Annotated in this window: 17 protein-coding genes; 6 read left to right on the forward strand and 11 right to left on the reverse strand. The window is 70.0% G+C overall.

From position 1 onward, the window contains the following. Positions 1–30: 30 nt before the first annotated feature. Positions 31–825, forward strand: a complete 795-nt coding sequence (locus tag ACWBNA_RS00090; protein WP_482700966.1) for a carbon-nitrogen family hydrolase — start codon at positions 31–33, stop codon at positions 823–825. A 132-nt stretch (positions 826–957) separates the two neighbouring features. Here the strand turns inward: ACWBNA_RS00090 and ACWBNA_RS00095 are convergent, their stop codons facing one another. Both ACWBNA_RS00095 and ACWBNA_RS00100 read right to left on the reverse strand, forming a co-directional pair. Next, positions 958–1,452 (reverse strand): LURP-one-related/scramblase family protein, encoded by a 495-nt coding sequence (locus ACWBNA_RS00095; protein ID WP_482700968.1) that lies wholly within the window; start codon positions 1,450–1,452, stop codon positions 958–960. 7 nt (positions 1,453–1,459) lie between these two features. Continuing rightward, positions 1,460–2,458 carry a helix-turn-helix domain-containing protein gene (locus tag ACWBNA_RS00100; protein WP_482700970.1) on the reverse strand — a complete coding sequence of 333 codons (999 nt, stop codon included), beginning with the start codon at positions 2,456–2,458 and terminating at the stop codon, positions 1,460–1,462. Positions 2,459–2,510: 52 nt separating this feature from the next. On the opposite strand from ACWBNA_RS00100, the gene ACWBNA_RS00105 reads away from it, so the two are divergent. Further along, positions 2,511–2,897 carry a cupin domain-containing protein gene (locus tag ACWBNA_RS00105; RefSeq protein ID WP_482700972.1) on the forward strand — a complete coding sequence of 129 codons (387 nt, stop codon included), beginning with the start codon at positions 2,511–2,513 and terminating at the stop codon, positions 2,895–2,897. Between the two features lie 199 nt (positions 2,898–3,096). Here ACWBNA_RS00105 and ACWBNA_RS00110 read toward each other — a convergent pair whose 3' ends face one another. The 6 genes from ACWBNA_RS00110 to ACWBNA_RS00135 form a co-directional block, all read right to left on the reverse strand. Beyond that, positions 3,097–3,261, reverse strand: coding sequence for a hypothetical protein (locus ACWBNA_RS00110; protein ID WP_383865565.1), 165 nt, complete (start codon positions 3,259–3,261; stop codon positions 3,097–3,099). Between the two features lie 44 nt (positions 3,262–3,305). Further along, positions 3,306–4,415, reverse strand: coding sequence for a glycosyltransferase family 2 protein (locus ACWBNA_RS00115; RefSeq protein ID WP_482701669.1), 1,110 nt, complete (start codon positions 4,413–4,415; stop codon positions 3,306–3,308). A 309-nt stretch (positions 4,416–4,724) separates the two neighbouring features. Then, positions 4,725–4,976 carry a DUF6458 family protein gene (locus ACWBNA_RS00120; protein WP_482700974.1) on the reverse strand — a complete coding sequence of 84 codons (252 nt, stop codon included), beginning with the start codon at positions 4,974–4,976 and terminating at the stop codon, positions 4,725–4,727. Positions 4,977–5,074: 98 nt separating this feature from the next. After that, positions 5,075–6,367, reverse strand: a complete 1,293-nt coding sequence (locus ACWBNA_RS00125; RefSeq protein WP_482700976.1) for a M18 family aminopeptidase — start codon at positions 6,365–6,367, stop codon at positions 5,075–5,077. A gap of 99 nt (positions 6,368–6,466) precedes the next feature. Beyond that, positions 6,467–8,293, reverse strand: a complete 1,827-nt coding sequence (locus tag ACWBNA_RS00130) for an acyl-CoA dehydrogenase (RefSeq protein ID WP_482700978.1) — start codon at positions 8,291–8,293, stop codon at positions 6,467–6,469. 136 nt (positions 8,294–8,429) lie between these two features. Next, on the reverse strand, positions 8,430–9,281 hold the full coding sequence (locus tag ACWBNA_RS00135; protein ID WP_482700980.1) for an intradiol ring-cleavage dioxygenase: 852 nt from the start codon (positions 9,279–9,281) through the stop codon (positions 8,430–8,432). Between the two features lie 88 nt (positions 9,282–9,369). Between ACWBNA_RS00135 and ACWBNA_RS00140 the strand changes: the two genes are divergently transcribed. Then, positions 9,370–9,837 carry an SseB family protein gene (locus ACWBNA_RS00140; protein ID WP_482700982.1) on the forward strand — a complete coding sequence of 156 codons (468 nt, stop codon included), beginning with the start codon at positions 9,370–9,372 and terminating at the stop codon, positions 9,835–9,837. Between the two features lie 4 nt (positions 9,838–9,841). Here ACWBNA_RS00140 and ACWBNA_RS00145 read toward each other — a convergent pair whose 3' ends face one another. Then, complete coding sequence (locus tag ACWBNA_RS00145; RefSeq protein ID WP_482700984.1) at positions 9,842–10,576, reverse strand: TetR/AcrR family transcriptional regulator C-terminal domain-containing protein; 735 nt, start codon at positions 10,574–10,576, stop codon at positions 9,842–9,844. A 126-nt stretch (positions 10,577–10,702) separates the two neighbouring features. Here ACWBNA_RS00145 and ACWBNA_RS00150 point away from each other — a divergent pair, with 126 nt between their 5' ends. Together ACWBNA_RS00150 and ACWBNA_RS00155 are read left to right on the forward strand one after the other, a co-directional pair. Next, positions 10,703–12,295, forward strand: coding sequence for an MFS transporter (locus tag ACWBNA_RS00150; protein WP_482700986.1), 1,593 nt, complete (start codon positions 10,703–10,705; stop codon positions 12,293–12,295). A gap of 175 nt (positions 12,296–12,470) precedes the next feature. Next, the gene (locus ACWBNA_RS00155) at positions 12,471–13,442 is read left to right on the forward strand and encodes a pirin family protein (protein WP_482700988.1); all 972 of its coding nucleotides are present in this window, start codon (positions 12,471–12,473) and stop codon (positions 13,440–13,442) included. Between the two features lie 98 nt (positions 13,443–13,540). On the opposite strand, the gene ACWBNA_RS00160 is transcribed toward ACWBNA_RS00155, so the two are convergent. Together ACWBNA_RS00160 and ACWBNA_RS00165 are read right to left on the reverse strand one after the other, a co-directional pair. Then, the gene (locus ACWBNA_RS00160; protein WP_482700989.1) at positions 13,541–14,014 is read right to left on the reverse strand and encodes a carboxymuconolactone decarboxylase family protein; all 474 of its coding nucleotides are present in this window, start codon (positions 14,012–14,014) and stop codon (positions 13,541–13,543) included. Between the two features lie 141 nt (positions 14,015–14,155). Then, positions 14,156–16,273, reverse strand: a complete 2,118-nt coding sequence (locus ACWBNA_RS00165) for a SpoIIE family protein phosphatase (RefSeq protein WP_482700991.1) — start codon at positions 16,271–16,273, stop codon at positions 14,156–14,158. Positions 16,274–16,423: 150 nt separating this feature from the next. Between ACWBNA_RS00165 and aspS the strand changes: the two genes are divergently transcribed. Beyond that, positions 16,424–18,187, forward strand: a complete 1,764-nt coding sequence (gene aspS / locus ACWBNA_RS00170) for an aspartate--tRNA ligase (protein WP_482700993.1) — start codon at positions 16,424–16,426, stop codon at positions 18,185–18,187. The last annotated feature ends 143 nt before the right edge of the window (positions 18,188–18,330 follow it).

Genomic DNA, 18,330 nt, shown 5'->3' on the forward strand with positions numbered 1-18,330 from the left:
GGACGACTCGAATGCCAGGACGGTGGTAGTGTGCGCGCCTCTTTGATCCAGATCGCCGTGGACGAGGGCGAATCGGTCGCTTCACGCCGCCGCCGCGTGGCCTCGCTGGTACGCGATCAGGGCGGCGCCGACCTCGTCGTCCTGCCCGAGTTGTGGACCACCGGGGCGTTCGCGTTCGAGGAGTTCGGGAGCGAGTCCGAGCCGCTTCAGGGGCCGACGTACGAGGCCATGGCGAAGGCGGCGAGTGACACGGGCGTGTGGCTGCACGCGGGTTCGATTCCGGAGCGCGCCCCGGACGGGACGCTCTACAACACCTCCCTCGTCTTCTCTCCCTCCGGCGACCTGGCCGCGTCCTACCGCAAGATCCACCGCTTCGGCTTCGACAAGGGCGAGGCCGTGCTGATGGGAGCGGGCGAGGACCTGGTGACGGTGCGGCTGCCGGACACGACCGTCGGCGTGGCGACCTGCTACGACCTCCGTTTCCCCGAACTCTTCCGCGCTCTCGTCGACGCCGGTGCCGAGACCCTCGTCGTCCCGGCGGGCTGGCCGGAGCGCCGCCGGGCGCACTGGACGCTGCTGGCTCAGGCGCGGGCGGTGGAGAACCAGGCGTTCGTGCTCGCGTGTGGAACGGCCGGGACGCACGCCGGAGTTCCGCAGGCCGGTCACTCGATCGTGGTCGATCCGTGGGGCGAGGTGCTGGGGGAGGCGGGTGCCGACGAGGAGGTGCTGACCGTGGAGTTCGACGCGGGGAAGGTCGCGGTGACCCGGCAGCAGTTTCCGGCGCTGAAGGACCGGGTGCTGGGGTTGGCGGCGCCGCGTCGGTGAAGGTGGGGTGTGGTCCGCGCCCAGGGTTTTCGCCCCCTCCGCCCCTTCCCGTCCCGTCTCCGGGGGCTGCGCCCCCAGACCCCCGCTTCGGCCCGAAGGGCCTCGTCCTCAAGCGCCGGACGGGCTGAGGCGTCAGTCCTCCCGCTCCTTCTCCGCCAGTTGGATCACGCAGACCGTCACCGCGATCAGCAGCGCCGGGTCCACGTCCTCCCGTACGACGTCCACGCCGTAGGTCTCCCGGACGTGCAGCCAGCGGCGGGAGACGACGGCGAGGAGTTCGCCGTCGTACTCGATGGCGAACTCGCGGTCGAGGATCTTGCCGCTGACGTCCAGTTCGGTGTCGCCGTCCGCGAGCTGGACGCGGTAGTGGTTGCGCAGCAACGACAGGCGCTTGCGCTTGATGCGGGCGAGGGGGGCGCCGTCCCGTTCGACGACCATCGTGTCGCGCAGGGCGAACATCTTCTGGTGGATGTCGATGAGGACGCGCCCCTGCGTGTCCTTCAGCTCGAAGGTGTCCCGCAGCCGCATCGCCTTGCCGTCGACGAGGAACGCCTTGTTGCCGCGGTCGTCCTCGATCCAGTAGTCGTCACCGAAGCCGAGCAGCCGGTCGCGCACGAGGAATCTCATACCGTCCTCATACCCTCACCGCCTCCCCGGCGGCCGGTCCGAAACGCCGTCGGTAGGCCGACGGGCTGAGTCCGGTCTCGCGCCGCACCCGCGCGCGCAGGTTCGCGGCCGTCCCCAGACCACTCAGGCCGGCCACCACGTCCAGCCGTTCCTCCCCGCGCTCGATCAGCCGGCAGGCGAGCGCCACCCGCTCCCCCGTCAGCCAGGCCAGCGGAGTCGTCCCCAGCTGTGCGCGGAAGCGCCTGTGCAGGGTCGCCGGCGACACTGCCGCCCGCACCGCGAGGTCCTGAACCGTCAGCGGCTCCCCCAGCCGTTCCCGCGCCCACGCCAGCACTGGCCCCAGCGACTCGTCGGGCACGTCCGGCAGCGGCCGCTCCACGAACTGCCGCTGCCCGCCGTCCCGGTGCGAGGCGAAGACGAGCCGTCGGGACACGGCGTTGGCGATCTCGGCGCCGTGGTCCCGGCGCCAGATGTGCAGCCCGAGATCGAGCGCGGCGGCGCTGCCCGCGGCCGTGAGGATGTCGCCCTCGTCCACGTACAGCACGTCCGGCTCCAGCAGGACCTTCGGGTGCAGTTCCCGGAAGGACTCCGCCCACAGCCAGTGGGTGGTGGCCCGTCGTCCGTCCAGCAGCCCGGCCTCGGCGAGGGCGAAGCTGCCGGTGCACAGGCTGATGACGCGGGCTCCACGCGCGTGTGTGCGCGCGATCGCGTCGAGTACGGCGGGGCCGCGGGGTACGACGTTGTCCGGGCGCCCGGGCACGACGAGCGTGTCGGCGTCGTCCACGGCGGCCAGGCCGGGCAACCGGGCCATTGTGAAGAACCCGTGGTTCATCCGTACCTCGGGCACGGGCGCGCACAGCGTCACCTCGTACGGTGCCCGGGACAGCCCCAGTTCGGGCCGCGGCAGCCCGAAGAGCTCGGTGGCCACACCCACCTCGAAGGGGTTCGTGCCCTCGTCGACGATCACGGCCACCCGGTGCGGGCGTTGAGAGGATCCTTGCGGCATCTGCGATTTCCAGCACTCGTGCGGTGCCGCCGCCACGCCCGACGATGAGCCCATGGATCCCATCTCGCTGTCCGCCGCCCTCGCCTCCTTCACTGAGCAGTGGAGCCCCCGCATCGTCACCGCCGTCAACGACTACGACGTACGCGTCGCGAAGGTCGAGGGCGAGCACGTCTGGCACGTCCACGACCACACCGACGAGTTCTTCCTGGTCCTGGACGGCGAACTGCACATCGCCCTGCGGGAGACCGGGGGCGAGCGCACGGTCGTCCTCCCCAAGGGGTCGGTCTTCACCGTCCCGCGCGGCACCGAACACAAGCCGTACGCCCCGCGGCCGACGGCGATCCTCGTCCTCGAACCCACCGGCACCCTCACCGTCGGCGACCGCCACGACGAGGTGCCGGACCATGTGGACGCCACCACGGGCCACGCGCTGACGTGACGGTCATGGGTGGGTGGCAGGCCAAAGGGCGAGGGTGCGGGGACCGATCCTCCCGCACCCCCGAACCCGACCCCGCGCCTGCCACGTCCACCAGCAGGACCGGGGCGTCCCGGTCCGCGTCACCGAGGGTGCGACGGACCGGCTGCCCCTGGTGCTCGCCGGGCTGGATGCCTTCGCTGGACGCCTCTCAGGCCACTGGTCAGCGGCGGCGCGGGCGGGGGGCCAGCTTGTACAGGGCCACGCCCGCGGCCACCAGCGTGGTGGCCGTGACCATCAGCGCCATGCTGTTCACCCACAGGCCGGTGGCCGCCAGGGTGGCGCCGCCGGCACCGGTGGTGCCGACGCCTATGACTCTTCCGTACATGGTCGTTCTCCTAGTGGTGTGGTGCGTTGGTCCGTGGGGGCGGTTCACGTGGCCACCCACTTCTCCTCGCTGCGGCGCAACAGGCCCCACAGCGACGTGAAGTAGACGGCGTGCTGGAACAGGTCGTAGAGCATCTCCGGGAGCATCAGCGCCGCGACCAGGATGGCGCGAGGACCGGCCCGGCGTACCGAGACGATCTTCTCGACCATGAAGAGCAGGCCGATCGCGGTCCAGAACGGGGAGAAGCCGGGCCAGCCGTACAGCGTCGTGTACGTGATCATGAAGGTGAGGTAGACGAGGAAGGACAGCGCGCCGAAGCCCATCAGGAACTGCTGGGCGAAGTAGCGGGCGGTGACCCGGGTCCAGCCGTAGTCGCGCAGGTTCTCCAGGGCCCCGCGCTGCCAGCGCAGGCGCTGGTGCCACAACTTGCCCAGGGTGGGCATGACCTCGGTGGTGACCGCGCAGCCCGCCGGGGACATCGCGCGGTAGCCGAGGGTCTTGACCGCCTTGGTCATCTCGTCGTCCTCGGTGAGCGAGGCGAGGCTGTAGTAGCCGGCGCCGCCGCCGATCACGCCGTCGCGGCGGGCGGCGCGCACCTCGCGCAGCACCCGGGCGCGGAACATGGTGCCGGTGCCGGTGAGGACCTGCGCCTTGCCGCCGGTGCGCTCCAGTTCCCACGCGTAACGGTGGAACTCCATGCGCTGGAGCAGGCCGAGGAAGCCGCCGCCCTCCTCGCCGTAGAAGACGCCGCCGATGGCGCCGACCCTGCGGTTGAAGGTGGCGAGGGCGGTCTCGGCGAACCAGGGGTTGAGCACGGTGTCGGCGTCCTGCACGAGCAGCAGGTCGCGGTCGTCCAGATGCGGCAGCATCCAGGAGATGGCCTGGTTGAGGGCGCCGGCCTTCTTGTGGGTGTTGCCCTGCGTGTAGAAGACCTGGGCGCCGAGGGACTCGGCGACGACTGCTGTGCCGTCCGTGCAGTTGTCGGCGATGACCACGACGAGGTCCGGGGGCCGGGTCTGGTTCCACAGGCCCTGAATGGCGGCCGCGATGCGGTCCTGCTCGTTGTGGGCCGGTATCAGTGCCGCGACGCGCGGTACGGGCCCGGGGTTCTCGGGGGCGGCGTGCGCGCGGCGGGCGGCGTGGCGGCCGGCGATCCGCTGACGCGGATCGTGTGCCGGAGCGTACGCCGGGGCAGCGAGGTCGAGCACGTGGAGCCCCCCGAGGTGCTGGTGCAACGGCCCGGCACTGCATCCCCCCGGGCCTCAGACCCCACAGTCTTCACGCTATTCACACAAGCGCACAAGATGCCCCCGGTTACGAAATGCTCAAGGTTGTCTCCACATGCCCTGTGCATACCGCTCCGGGGGTCCTGTGCCGCTCCAGTGCGTGTGCCCCTATTGGGGTCGCGTCGGCCACCTGTCGGCTGCCTGTCGATACGTCATGTACGTCATGCCCGCCTACGGTCAGACGCCGTAGCCGTCGCTGTATCCGTCGCGTCCGCTGTGGTGCCGTTCCCCTTCGACGACCGGCGTGTTGGGCGGCATCACGACGCGCCTGCGCCGCGCGATGCTGCTGAAGGTGCTGACGCCGATCAGTCCGACGACCATCAGGATGATGCCGACGAGGTCGAGGTTGACCCCTTGCATGTCCCAGTCGGTCGCGAACGTGAGGATGGCGCCCACGGCGATGAGGATGATGCACCCGCCGAGGCCCATGAGTGTCGCCTCCCTGTCCGGTCCGGTCGATCCGGTCCGAAACTGCGGGTACCCCGGCTGTCAACCCCCATGCCGCGGGGAACCGTTCGAACCGGAACCTATCCCGCCAGGAACGCCACCAGCGCGTTCGCCAGCAGATGCGGGTCGTCGGCGCCGCACAACTCCCGCGCGCTGTGCATGGACAGGATCGCCACGCCGATGTCGACGGTCATGATGCCGTGGCGGGCCGCGGTGATCGGGCCGATCGTCGTGCCGCACGGCATGGAGTTGTTGGAGACGAAGGTCTGGAAGGGCACGTCCGCCTTCTCGCAGGCGGCGGCGAACACCGCACGCCCCGAACCGTCCGTGGCGTAGCGGTTGTTGACGTTGACCTTCAGGATCGGGCCGGCGTTGACGCGCGGGTGGTGCGTCGGGTCGTGCCGCTCCGCGTAGTTGGGGTGGACCGCGTGGCCCGTGTCGGAGGACAGACAGACGGTCCCCGCGAAGGCTCTCGCCCGGTCCTCGTACGACCCTCCGCGCGCGAACACCGAACGCTCCAGCACGCTGCCGAGCAGCGGCCCGTCCGCGCCCGTGTCCGACTGCGAGCCGTTCTCCTCGTGGTCGAAGGCGGCGAGCACCGGGATGTACGGCAGGTCGCCCCCGGCCAGCGCGGCCAGCGCGGCCACCCCGGAGTGCACGGACAGCAGGTTGTCCATGCGGGGCCCGGCGACCAGCTCGCCGTCCCGGCCCAGGTGGGCCGGCGGCTCCACGGAGTGCGTCATCAGGTCCCAGCCGGTGACCTCGCCCGCGCCGATCCCGGCCTCCTCCTCCAGGAAGGCGATCAGATCGCCGTCCCGGACGTCGTCGCCCAGCCCCCAGATGGGCTGCAGGTGGCGCTGCTTGTCCAGCTTGAGGCCCTCCGCCGACACCGAACGGTCCAGGTGGATGGCGAGTTGGGGCACCCGCAGCAGCGGCCGGTCGACGTTCACCAGCCGCGTCGAACCGTCCCGCAGCGTCAGCCGGCCCGCCAGGCCCAGATCGCGGTCCAGCCAGGAGTTCAGCAGCGGCCCGCCGTAGATCTCCACGGCCACCTGCCGCCACCCGTGCCCCCCGGTGTCGGGGCGGGGCTTGACCCGCAGGTTCGGCGAGTCGGTGTGCGCGCCGACGATCCGGAAGGGGGTGTGCGGGGCGGCGCCCTCGGGCACGTACCAGGCCACGATCGCCCCGCCGCGCAGCACGTACCTGCCGCCGGTCGTCCCGTCCCACGCGTCCGTCTCCGCGACCTGCCGGAATCCGGCCTTCTCCAGGCGCTCGGCCGCGTTGGCCACCGCGTGGTACGGCGAGGGGCTCGCCGTCAGGAAGGACATGAGGTCGTCGGTGTGGCCGCGGTCGAAGCGGGAGGGTGCGCTCATGGGGTTCACCTTAACGACGTACGAGGGCCCGCTCCCGGCGATGCGGAGCGGGCCCTCGTAAGGACGGTGTGGAGGTCCGGGCGGCTGGTCTGATGTGTCCTAGAACGCGGCCTCGTCCAGGTCCATCAGGTCCAGCTCGACTCCCTCGGCGACCTTGCGGGCCAGGGTGACGCCCGGCAGGACGTTGGCCGCGAAGAACTTCGCCGCCGCGATCTTGCCGGTGTAGAAGGGCACGTCCTTGGAAGAGGCCGTCTCCAGCTTCTCGGCGGCGACCGCGGCGCCCTTGAGGAGCAGGTATCCGACGACCACGTCACCGGAGGCCATGAGCAGGCGGGTGGTGTTCAGGCCCACCTTGTAGATGTTCTTGACGTCCTGCTCGGTGGCCGCGAGGTCCGTCAGCATCAGACCGACGATCGCCTCCAGCTCGACGGCCGCCTTGGCCAGGTGCTCACGGGCGCCCGCCAGGCTCTCGCCGCCGGTGCCGAGCGCCAGGAACTTCTTGATGTCCTCGGCGAGGGAGTTCAGGGCCGAGCCCTGGTTGCGGACGATCTTCCGGAAGAAGAAGTCCTGGCCCTGGATCGCCGTCGTGCCCTCGTACAGGGTGTCGATCTTGGCGTCCCGGATGTACTGCTCGATCGGGTACTCCTGCAGGAAGCCGGAGCCGCCGAAGGTCTGCAGGGACTGGGCGAGCTGCTCGTAGCCCTTCTCGGAGCCGTAGCCCTTGACGATGGGCAGGAGCAGGTCGTTGAGGGCCTCCTCGGCCGCGGCGTCCTCGCCGTTCGCCTTCTTGACCGCGATGGTGTCCTGCACCGACGCCGTGTAGAGGACCAGGGCGCGCATGCCCTCCGCGTACGCCTTCTGCGTGATCAGCGAGCGGCGGACGTCCGGGTGGTGCGTGATGGTGACCTTGGGCGCGGTCTTGTCCATGAAGTTCGCCAGGTCGGGACCCTGGACGCGCTCCTTGGCGTACTCCAGCGCGTTCAGGTAGCCCGTCGACAGCGTGGAGATCGCCTTCGTGCCGACCATCATCCGCGCGGCCTCGATGATCATGAACATCTGGCGGATGCCGTCGTGCTTGTCGCCGATCAGCCAGCCCTTGGCGGGGTGCCGGTCGCCGAAGGTCATCTCGCAGGTGTTGGAGGCCTTCAGGCCCATCTTGTGCTCGACGTTCGTCGCGTACACGCCGTTGCGCTCGCCCAGCTCGCCGGTCTCGACGTCGAACAGGTACTTCGGGACGAGGAAGAGGGACAGGCCCTTGGTGCCGGGGCCGTGGCCCTCGGGGCGGGCGAGGACGTAGTGGAGGATGTTCTCCTCCATGTCGTGCTCACCGGACGTGATGAAGCGCTTGACGCCCTCGATGTGCCAGGAGCCGTCGTCCTGCTGGATCGCCTTGGTGCGGCCGGCGCCCACGTCGGAGCCCGCGTCGGGCTCGGTGAGCACCATGGTCGAGCCCCAGGTCCGCTCCACGGCGAGCCGCGCGATCTTCTTCTGTACGTCGTTGCCCTCGTCGAAGAGGATGCCGGCGAACGCCGGGCCGGAGGAGTACATCCACACGGCCGGGTTCGCGCCGAGGATCAGCTCCGCGTACGCCCAGATCAGAGTCGGGGGAGCGGTCGTACCGCCGACCTCCTCGGGCAGGCCCAGGCGCCAGTACTCCGACTCCATGAACGCCTTGTAGCTCTTCTTGAACGACGGCGGGACCGGCGCGGTGTTCGTCTCCGGGTCGAAGACCGGCGGGTTGCGGTCGGCGTCCGCGAAGGACTCCGCCAGCTCGTTCTCCGAGAGGCGGGTCATCTCCTCGAGGATGCTCTTGGCGGTCTCGGTGTCCATCTCTTCGAAGGGACCGGTCCCGTACAGCTTGTCGCGCCCGAGGACCTCGAAGAGGTTGAACTCGATGTCGCGGAGATTCGACTTGTAGTGCCCCATGGCGACGGCTCCGTAGCGGATCGGCGGATAGGCGAGGCACTGTCTCCTCGCACCTAGTTCACGTACCAACAAGTAGCTACCGATGATGCTACCCGTCGGTAATAAGAAGCAACCCCGATCCGACATCTGTGACAGGTCACACCGGAACCGTCAACGTCGCCGTGTATCCCTTCTCGACGTTGCCGGTCGTCGTCGCCAGCTGCTGCTCGTAGCCGTCGCTGAAGATGCTGTCCGACTCCAGGGAGAGTCGGCCGAGGTTCGTCACGCTCCCGCTGTAGCCGTCCGTGGCGTACACCGCGTCGCAGACGTCCTTGGCGAAGGCGAGCTGCGAGGTGTTCGTGATGGACGTCGCCGTGGTGGCGTCGTCGAGGCTGCCGTAGACCTCGAAGTGGACGTGCGGCCAGCGGCCCGGGTAGCAGCCCGGGAAGACGCTCGTGAACGTGACCTGCCCCTTGTCGTCGGTCTCCTGGACGCCGCGCAGGTAGTTCTCCTCGGTGACGCCCTCCGAGTACAGCGAGTAGTCGCCGTCCCGGTCGCAGTGCCAGACGTAGACGGCGGCGCCCGCCTTCGGGGTCCCGCAGCCGGAGGCCGCGTCCACGACCGTGAGCGTGATGGTCAGCGGCACGCCCTCGGCGGTGCCGCCCGCCGAGTCGCCGAAGCTGCCGGTGATGTCGCTGCGGACGACCCCGCTCTCCTTCAGGACGTTCACGCCGTTGGAACCGTCGCCCGGGAAGGGGCCGGCGGTCTCGTCGGGGATGGTCGCGCACTCGGCGGACGAGCCCGACGAGGCGGACGAGCCGGAGGAGGTGGATGAGGAAGAGGAGGGCGATGCCCCGTCGTCGTCCTCGGCGCTGCAGCCGACCAGCGGCACCAGGCTCGCCCCGGCGAGCAGCCGGATCATCCGGCGGCGGGCGAGGACGGGAAGGTCGTAGGAGAGTCCCCGGTCGTGCTCGTGGACCTCGTGGTCGTGGTGCTGGTGTCCGTGCATGCCGTGTCCCTTGCCGTGATTGTTCCCATGGGGCCGTGAGCCCCCGTATCGCTACGCCGTCCCCGCTGCTCTCGGTACTCTTGCGCGCATGTACGGCTACGACCAGAACGTCGGTGCACAGCAGGGGTACGCCCCGCCGCAGCAGCCCATGTCCGGCGGCGGCTACGGCCAGCAGCCGCCGCTCTACCCCGAGCCGTCCCCGCCCTCCCTCGCGGACGCGGTGCGCGCCTTCACCACCGGGCAGATGTCCGCCGAGGACTTCCAGCAGGTCTTCGCGACCTCGAAGGTCTACTGCCCGCGCGGTGACAACCCCGGCTTCCTCGCCCTGCACAACACCCAGCAGCCGGTGATCCCCATGTTCACCTCGCTCAAGGAACTGCGACGGTACGCGGGCAAGGAGTCCAAGTACTTCGTCATCACCGGCGCCGAGGTCATCGACCTGCTCCCGACCGGCTACGGCTTCGTCCTCGACATGGAGGGCGAGCATCGCATGGTCTTCGACGCGAAGGCCGTGGAGCAGATGGTCGAGTTCGCGATGCGCCGGATGTACGGCTGATCGTTCACTCCGGCCGGCGCAGCGCCAGGCCGTCGAGGACGACCTCCAGGCCGTAGGCGAACTTCCTGTCCCGCACGGCCACGGGATCCTGGGTCGCGGCAGTGGCATCGGCGTAGCCGCCTTCGAGGTGGGCGTGGCCGGCCGCGGCCTGCTGGGCGGCGGGCAGGAGGCGGGCGATGAAGTCCGCCTCACTCTCGCCGGAGCGGGCGATGGTGGTGAGCCAGGCCGCCTCGGTGGTGCTCATGCCGACGACGTAGGCCATGACCGTCTCGATCGCGCGTTCCGGCTCCAGGAACCCGGCACCCTTGAACAGCGCGGCCAGGCGCTCGGAGAAGGACATCAGGTTCGGGCCGAGGTAGGCGAGCCCGGCCTGGCCGAGCACCGAGGACAGCCAGGGGTGCCGTAGCGCCGTCGTACGGAACGATCCCGCGGCCTCGCCGACGGCGGCACGCCAGTCGGGGCCGCCCGCGGGCGGTACCCGGATCTCGGCGGCGACCTCGTCCACGGCGAGCTCCATCAGCTCGTCCTTGGTGGCCACGTGCCGGTACAGGGAGGTCGCGCCGGCGTTCAGACGGGCGCCGAGCTTGCGCATGCTCAGGGCCTCGATGCCGTCGGCGTCCAGCATGGCGACGGCCTCGCGGACGATGGCGCTCCGGCTGAGCGCGGGCTGGTCCGCCTTGGGCTGGGGGCGGGCCCACACGGACGGGATCGGGTTCTGCTTCGTCGTCCTGGCTGCCATGTCACTCCTCGCGCGGCCTGCGTACGTCGTTCGCATCGAGCGTACAGCGCTAGGCAGTTGCGCACACTGTTCCGCCGTGCGTACAGTGTGCGCATCGAAGGAACAGTGTTCGCGAAGGGGAGTCCGATGGAAGCCGAAGCCCGCAACCCACGTCGTTGGTGGATCCTCGTCGTGCTCTGCCTGAGCACGCTGGTCCTGGTGGTCGACAACATGGCTCTGACCGTCGCGGTGCCGGCGATGACCGAGGACCTCGGTGCCACTGCCCAGGACACGCAGTGGATCCTCGACTCCTACATCCTGGTCTTCGCGGGTCTGCTCCTGACCTCCGGCAGCCTGGGCGACCGCTTCGGCCGCCGCAAGGTGATGCTGATCGGCCTGCTGCTGTTCGGGGCGGCCTCGCTGGCGGCGTCCTTCTGCACCAGCCCCGGCGAGGTCATCGCCGTACGCGTCGCGATGGGCGTCGGCGGAGCACTGATCATGCCGTCGACCCTGTCGATCCTCATCACGGTCTTCGACGAGCGGGAGCGCGGCAAGGCGATGGCGGCCTGGGGCTCGGTGTCGATGCTGGGACTGGTCGGCAGCCCGGTCCTGGGCGGCGTCCTGATCGACCACTTCTCCTGGCAGGCGATCTTCTTCATCAACGTGCCCGTCGTCGCCCTCGCCCTCGTCGCCGGTGTCACGCTCATGCCGGAGTCCAAGGCGCCCTGGCAGAAGGCCGACCCGCTGGGCGCGGTGCTGTCCGCGACCGGTATGACGGCCCTGGTCTGGTGGATCATCGAGTTGCCCCAGCACGGCGCGCTCGGCGGCCGCTCCACCCTCACGCTGGTGGTGGCCGTGCTGTCCCTGACGGGCTTCGTGATCTGGGAGAACACCACCAAATCCCCCATGGTCCCGCTCGTCCTCTTCAGGCACCGCAACTTCAGCGGCGGCTCGCTCTCCCTCGCCCTCGTCCAGATCGGCAACGGCGGTCTGCTGCTGGTCCTCACCCAGTACCTGCAGTTCGTGCTCGGCTACTCGGCGATCGAGGCGGGCCTGGCCTTCCTGCCGCTGGCGGTCGCCGCACTGATCGGCAACGGGGTCGGCGTCAAGCTCTCCGCGGCGATCGGCAACCGCTTCGTCATCCTCGGCGGCATGCTGGTCATGGTCGTCTGCTTCGCCCTGATGGCCACGGTGGACGCCGACTCCGGCTTCACGGTCCCGGCGGTGGCTCTCGGGCTGCTCGGCCTCGGGGCGGGCCTCGCGATGCCGGCCGCGGTGGCCGCGCTGATGGGCACCATCCCCGCCGACAAGGCGGGCGTCGGCTCGGCCCTGAACGACACCATCCAGCAGGCCGGTACGGCTCTGGGCATCGCGATCCTCGGCTCGCTGCTGTCGAGCGGCTTCAGGGCGCAGATGCCGGCGGACGCTCCGGAAGGGGCCAGGAACTCGATCGCAGAGGCGCTCACGGTGGCCCAGGGGGACAGCGGGCTGGCGCGGGCGGCACGGGAGGCCTTCACCGCGTCGATGTCGACGACCTTCACGGTGAGCGCGATCGGTGTGCTGGCGGCGGCGGTGCTGGCGACGGTGGTGATGCGGGACGGGAAGAAGGGGCCGCAGGAGCCGCAGGGGGGTCCGGGGGCGCGCTCTGGTGGGGATGCGGGCTCGGGTTCGGAGGCGGGCTCGGCCCTGGACTCCGGTTCGGGTCCGGATTCCGCGAAGGAGTCCGAGCTGATCGCCTGACCTGATTGAGTTGGGCCGGGAGGCCGGTGCCCTGGGAAGGGTGCCGGCCTCGGGCATTGTCCGCCACGTCCCACGTCCCCCGTCCGGCAGACGGGAATGCCCTCCCGTCGTTCGCGGTTGGAGGTGGCAGAAAGTTCAATGCTCAACTAAACTCGGAGCACAAGGAGGTACCGACATGCCTGCAGTGACCGTCGAGAACCCGCTGACGCTGCCCCGCGTCGCCGCACCCACCGACGCCGTGGCCCGTCCCGTGCTCACCGTCACGACCGCGCCGAGCGGTTTCGAGGGCGAGGGCTTCCCGGTGCGCCGAGCGTTCGCCGGGATCAACTACCGCCACCTGGACCCGTTCATCATGATGGACCAGATGGGTGAGGTGGAGTACGCGCCGGGTGAGCCCAAGGGCACCCCCTGGCATCCGCACCGCGGCTTCGAGACCGTCACCTACATCATCGACGGGATCTTCGACCACCAGGACTCCAACGGTGGCGGCGGCACGATCACCAACGGTGACACCCAGTGGATGACCGCGGGCTCGGGTCTGCTGCACATCGAGGCCCCGCCGGAGTCGCTGGTCATGTCCGGCGGTCTCTTCCACGGGCTCCAGCTGTGGGTGAACCTGCCTGCCAAGGACAAGATGATGCCCCCGCGCTACCAGGACATCCGTGGTGGCCAGGTGCAGCTCCTCGCCTCGCCGGACGGCGGCGCGCTGATGCGCGTGATCGCCGGTGAGCTGGACGGTCACGAGGGTCCCGGCATCACCCACACCCCCATCACCATGGTCCACGCGACGCTGGCCCCGGGTGCGGAGCTCACGCTGCCGTGGCGGGAGGACTTCAACGGTCTCGCCTACGTCCTGGCGGGCAAGGGTGCGGTGGGCGCCGAGCGGCGTCCCGTCCGCATGGGGCAGACGGCCGTCTTCGGCGCCGGTTCCTCGCTGACCGTCCGCGCGGACGAGCAGCAGGACTCCCACACGCCGGACCTCGAGGTCGTGGTCCTGGGCGGACAGCCGATCCGTGAGCCGATGGCCCACTACGGGCCCTTCGTGATGAACACGCGGGACGAACTGCAGCAGGCCTTCGACGACTTCCAGAAGGGCCGACTGGGGACGATCCCGGCGGTGCACGGGATGTCCGAGGGCGGCCTGTAGAAGTCACCGAAGGCGGGGCCCGGGCAGACCGGGCCCCGGCTTCGGTGTCCAGGGCGCTGCGGCCCCGATCCGCTGTCCCTTGGCTGCCCCTGCTCTCGTTATCCGAACATGCCGGGCTGGTAGTCCCCGGCGGGCTGCTGGACGATGACGTTCAGGCGGTTGTATGCGTTGATGACGGCGATGAGGGCCGCCAGGGCGACGAGCTGTTCCTCGTCGTAGTGCTTGGCGGCGTTCGCCCAGGCCTCGTCCGTGACGCCGCCGGCCGCGTCGGCGATGCGGGTGCCCTGCTCCGTCAGCTCCAGGGCGGCGCGCTCGGCGTCGGTGAACACCTTGGCCTCCCGCCAGGCCGCGATCAGGTGGAGGCGGGTCGAGGTCTCCCCGGCGTGCGCGGCGTCCTTGGTGTGCATGTCGGTGCAGAAGCCGCAGCCGTTGATCTGACTGGCGCGGATCTTCACCAGTTCCTGCGTCGCGGCCGGCAGGGTCGTGTCGGAGACCACCTTCCCCGCCGAGTTGATGTGCTTCAGGAACTTGCCTGCGACGGGGTTGCCGAAGAGGTTGAGTCGAGCGTCCATGGTGAACTCCTGGGTGGTGGCTGGCGGTTACACCTCCTTGACGGCACCGCTCACCAAGATGTGACAGGCGCGAATGTGACGTGCGTCTCCTCGCCGCGCGGCAGGCGACGCCTGCGTGGACCACCCGTTCCACGACTCGTGCTACGCCTCGTGGGTTTCGAACAGCTCGAACCAGATGCTCTTGCCCTCGCCCCGCGGATCCACCCCCCACACATCCGCGAGCAGCTCGATCAGCACCAGTCCGCGGCCGGACGACGCCAGCTCACCCGGTCTGCGCTTGTGGGGGAGGTCGTCGCTGGTGTCCGTGACCTCGACGCGCATCCGGCGTCCGCCCGGCTCGCCCCGTACCTCGGCCAGCAGGAGGGCGTCCGCGTCGGTGTGGACCAGGACGTTGGTCAGCATCTCGGAGAGCAGCAGCACCGCCGAGTCGATCTGGTCCTGCGACGCCCAGTCGTGCAGCAGCTCCCGCAGCTGTTGCCGGGCCACCGCCACCCGTTCCGGTTCGGCCTGGGCGACCGAGAGCATCGTGCGGCGGACCCGTGGGCGTACGGCGACGGTGTCGCCGCAGCCGCAGCCCTCGCCCTGTCGGCACAGCAGCAGGACGGCTATGTCGTCCTCGCGGCGGTCGGCCAGGGGGCCGATGGTGTGGTGGGAGGAGGGGCCGTGCACGGCCTGGACCAGGGCGTCGGCCAGGGTTTCCAGGTCGCCCTCGTGGTCCTCCAGGATCGTGCGGATGCGCTTCCAGCCGGTCTCCATGTCGTGGCCGCCGGTCTCGATGAGGCCGTCGGTGCACAGCAGCAGGGTCTCCGAGGGTTCGAGGGTGATCCGGGTGGTGGGGTAGTCGGCGTCGGGATCGATGCCCAGGGGGAGGCCGCCTGCCGTGGGGCGGGTCAGAACCGTGCCGTCCGCCATGCGGATCGCGGGGTCGGGGTGGCCGGCGCGGGCGACGTCCAGGATGCCGGTGGTGGGGTCGGCCTCCACGTACAGGCAGGTCGCGAAGCGGAGGTCGGTGGCGTCGGTGTCGCCGTACGTCATGCCGTGCAGGAAGCGGGAGGCGCGGGAGAGGACCGCGTCGGGGCGGTGTCCCTCCGAGGCGTACGCCCTGAGCGCGATGCGGAGCTGGCCCATCAGGCCGGCCGCGCGGACGTCGTGGCCCTGGACGTCGCCGATGACCAGGGCGAAGCGGCCGCCCGGCAGGGGGATCATGTCGTACCAGTCGCCGCCGACCTGGAGGCCGCCGCCGGTGGGGACGTACCGGGCGGCGATGCTCATGCCCGGTATTCGGGGGCCGAGGGTGGGGAGCATGGAGCGCTGGAGGCCGTCCGTGAGCTCCCGCTCCGACTCCGCCACGCCCGCCCGGGAGAGGGCCTGGGCGAGCATGCGGGCCACCGTCGTCAGGACCGAGCGCTCGTCCGGTGTGAAAGCCACCGGATACGTGAAGGCCGCCATCCAGGCGCCCATCGTGCGGCCGGCGACGGTCAGCGGCAGGAAGGCCCAGGACCGGCGGCCGAAGTGCCGGGCGAGCGGCCAGGTGACGGGGTAGCGGGACTTGTAGTCCTCGGGGGAGGAGAGGTAGACGGCGCGGCCGGTGCGGGCCACCTCGGCGGCGGGATAGTCGGTTTCGAGGGACATCTGGGAGAAGGGGTTCTCGTCGCCGGGCTGGTGGCCGTGGTGGCCGATGATCGTCAGGCGGTCGCCGTCGACGCCGAAGACGGCCAGGCCGTCCGGGGAGAAGCCCGGCATGGCCAGGCCCGCGGCGACCCGCAGGACCTCGGCCGTGGAGCGGGCCTCGGCCAGGGCGCGGCCCGCGTCCAGCAGGAACGCCTCGCGGGAGCGGCGCCAGTCGCCGGTGACGGCGGTGCGTCCGGCGGGTGTGCCGGGCCTGGGCTCGGTGACCTCCTGGAGGGTGCCGATCAGCTCGTAGACCTTCCGCGCCGGGTCGAAGGACGGCTTGGAGCGGCTGCGGACGACGCGGACGACCTGCCCCTCGGGGTCCATGATCCGCACGCGCACTTCGGCGAGGGTGTCCTCGGCGACGGCGAGCTGGATCACTCCGGTGATCTCGTTCCAGTCGACGGGGTGGAGCCGGGCCCGGGTCTGGGCTTCCGTGAGGACGGTCTCCTCGGCGGGCAGCCCGAGCAGCCGGGCTGCCTCGGCGTCGACCGTGACCAGTCCGGTGGCGGTGTCCCAGTGCCACAGGCCGGTCGCGAGGACGGCGAGAACCTCCCCCACGGCGGGCAGAGGCTCGCCATTGCGCATTGCCCCACCTTAAGAAGACGAGGGCGAGGAGTGCCACTGATCACCGGGCTCTTAATGGTGGGGAGGTGATCGCGAGGTGGCCGGTACCCTTGGGAGGTCCGGGCACCGGGCCCCGGAGATTCCCGATCAGCGAAGGCTGGATGAACGACGATGCATCGGTACAGGTCCCACACCTGCGGCGAGCTCCGCGCCTCTGACGTCGGCACCGACGTCCGGCTGAGCGGCTGGCTGCACAATCGGCGCGACCTGGGCGGCATCCTCTTCATCGATCTGCGCGACCACTACGGCATCACGCAGCTGGTGGCCCGCCCCGGCACCCCGGCGTACGAGGCCCTCGACAAGGTCTCCAAGGAGTCCACGGTCCGCGTCGACGGCCGCGTTGTTTCACGTGGAACCGAGAACGTGAACCCGGACCTCCCGTCCGGCGAGATCGAGGTCGAGGTCGGCGAGGTCGAGCTGCTCGGCGCGGCCGCCCCGCTGCCCTTCACGATCAACGCCGAGGACGGGGTCAACGAGGAGCGGCGTCTGGAGTACCGCTTCCTGGACCTGCGCCGCGAGCGCATGCACCGCAACATCCTGCTGCGTACGTCGGTCATCTCCGCGATCCGCCACAAGATGACGGCGCTGGGCTTCAACGAGATGGCGACGCCGATCCTGTCCGCCACCTCCCCCGAGGGCGCCCGCGACTTCGTGGTCCCCTCCCGCCTGAACCCGGGCAAGTTCTACGCCCTCCCCCAGGCCCCGCAGCAGTTCAAGCAGCTGCTGATGATCTCCGGCTTCGACCGCTACTTCCAGATCGCGCCCTGCTTCCGCGACGAGGACGCCCGCGCGGACCGCTCGCCGGGCGAGTTCTACCAGCTCGACGTGGAGATGAGCTTCGTCGAGCAGGAGGACGTGTTCCAGCCGATCGAGAAGCTCATGACCGAGCTGTTCGAGGAGTTCGGGAACGGCCGTCATGTGACGTCCCCCTTCCCGCGCATCCCGTTCCGCGAGGCGATGCTGAAGTACGGCTCCGACAAGCCGGACCTGAGGGCCCAGCTGGAGCTGGTCGACATCACCGACATCTTCGAGGGCTCGGAGTTCAAGGCCTTCGCCGGCAAGCACGTGCGTGCCCTTCCGGTGCCGGACGTCTCCGCGCAGCCCCGCAAGTTCTTCGACCAGCTCGGCGACTTCGCCGTCTCGCAGGGTGCCAAGGGCCTGGCCTGGGTGCGCGTGACCGAGGACGGCTCGCTGACCGGCCCGATCGCGAAGTTCCTCACCGAGGAGAACGTCGCCGAGCTGACCAAGCGGCTGTCGCTCGCCGCCGGTCACGCCGTGTTCTTCGGCGCGGGTGAGTTCGACGAGGTCTCGAAGATCATGGGCGCGGTGCGGGTCGAGGCCGCCAAGCGTGCCGGGCACTTCGAGGAGAACGTCTTCCGGTTCTGCTGGATCGTCGACTTCCCGATGTACGAGAAGGACGAGGAGAGCGGCGCGATCGACTTCTCGCACAACCCGTTCTCGATGCCGCAGGGCGGTCTGGAGGCCCTGGAGACCCAGGACCCGCTGGACATCCTGGGCTGGCAGTACGACATCGTCTGCAACGGCGTCGAGCTGTCCTCGGGCGCGATCCGGAACCACGAGCCGGAGATCATGCTCAAGGCCTTCGAGATCGCCGGCTACGACCGGGAGACCGTCGAGGAGAAGTTCGCCGGCATGCTGCGCGCGTTCCGCTTCGGCGCCCCGCCGCACGGCGGCATCGCGCCCGGCGTCGACCGCATCGTGATGCTGCTGGCCGACGAGCCGAACATCCGCGAGACGATCGCCTTCCCGCTCAACGGCAACGCCCAGGACCTGATGATGGGCGCGCCGACGGAGCTGGAGGAGGCGCGGCTGCGGGAGCTGCACCTGTCGGTGCGCAAGCCGCAGCCGAAGTAGTCCGCTTCGTGGTCACTCGGTAGTGCGCTGAGTGGTTCGCTTCGCGAAGGGGCCCGAAACCGACGTCGGTTTCGGGCCCCTTCGCATGGGCTGGGGAAACCACAGTCCGCTCCCACGTCTTTGACAGCCTTCTTACCTAGTTT

The organism is Streptomyces sp. Q2, assembly GCF_056820935.1.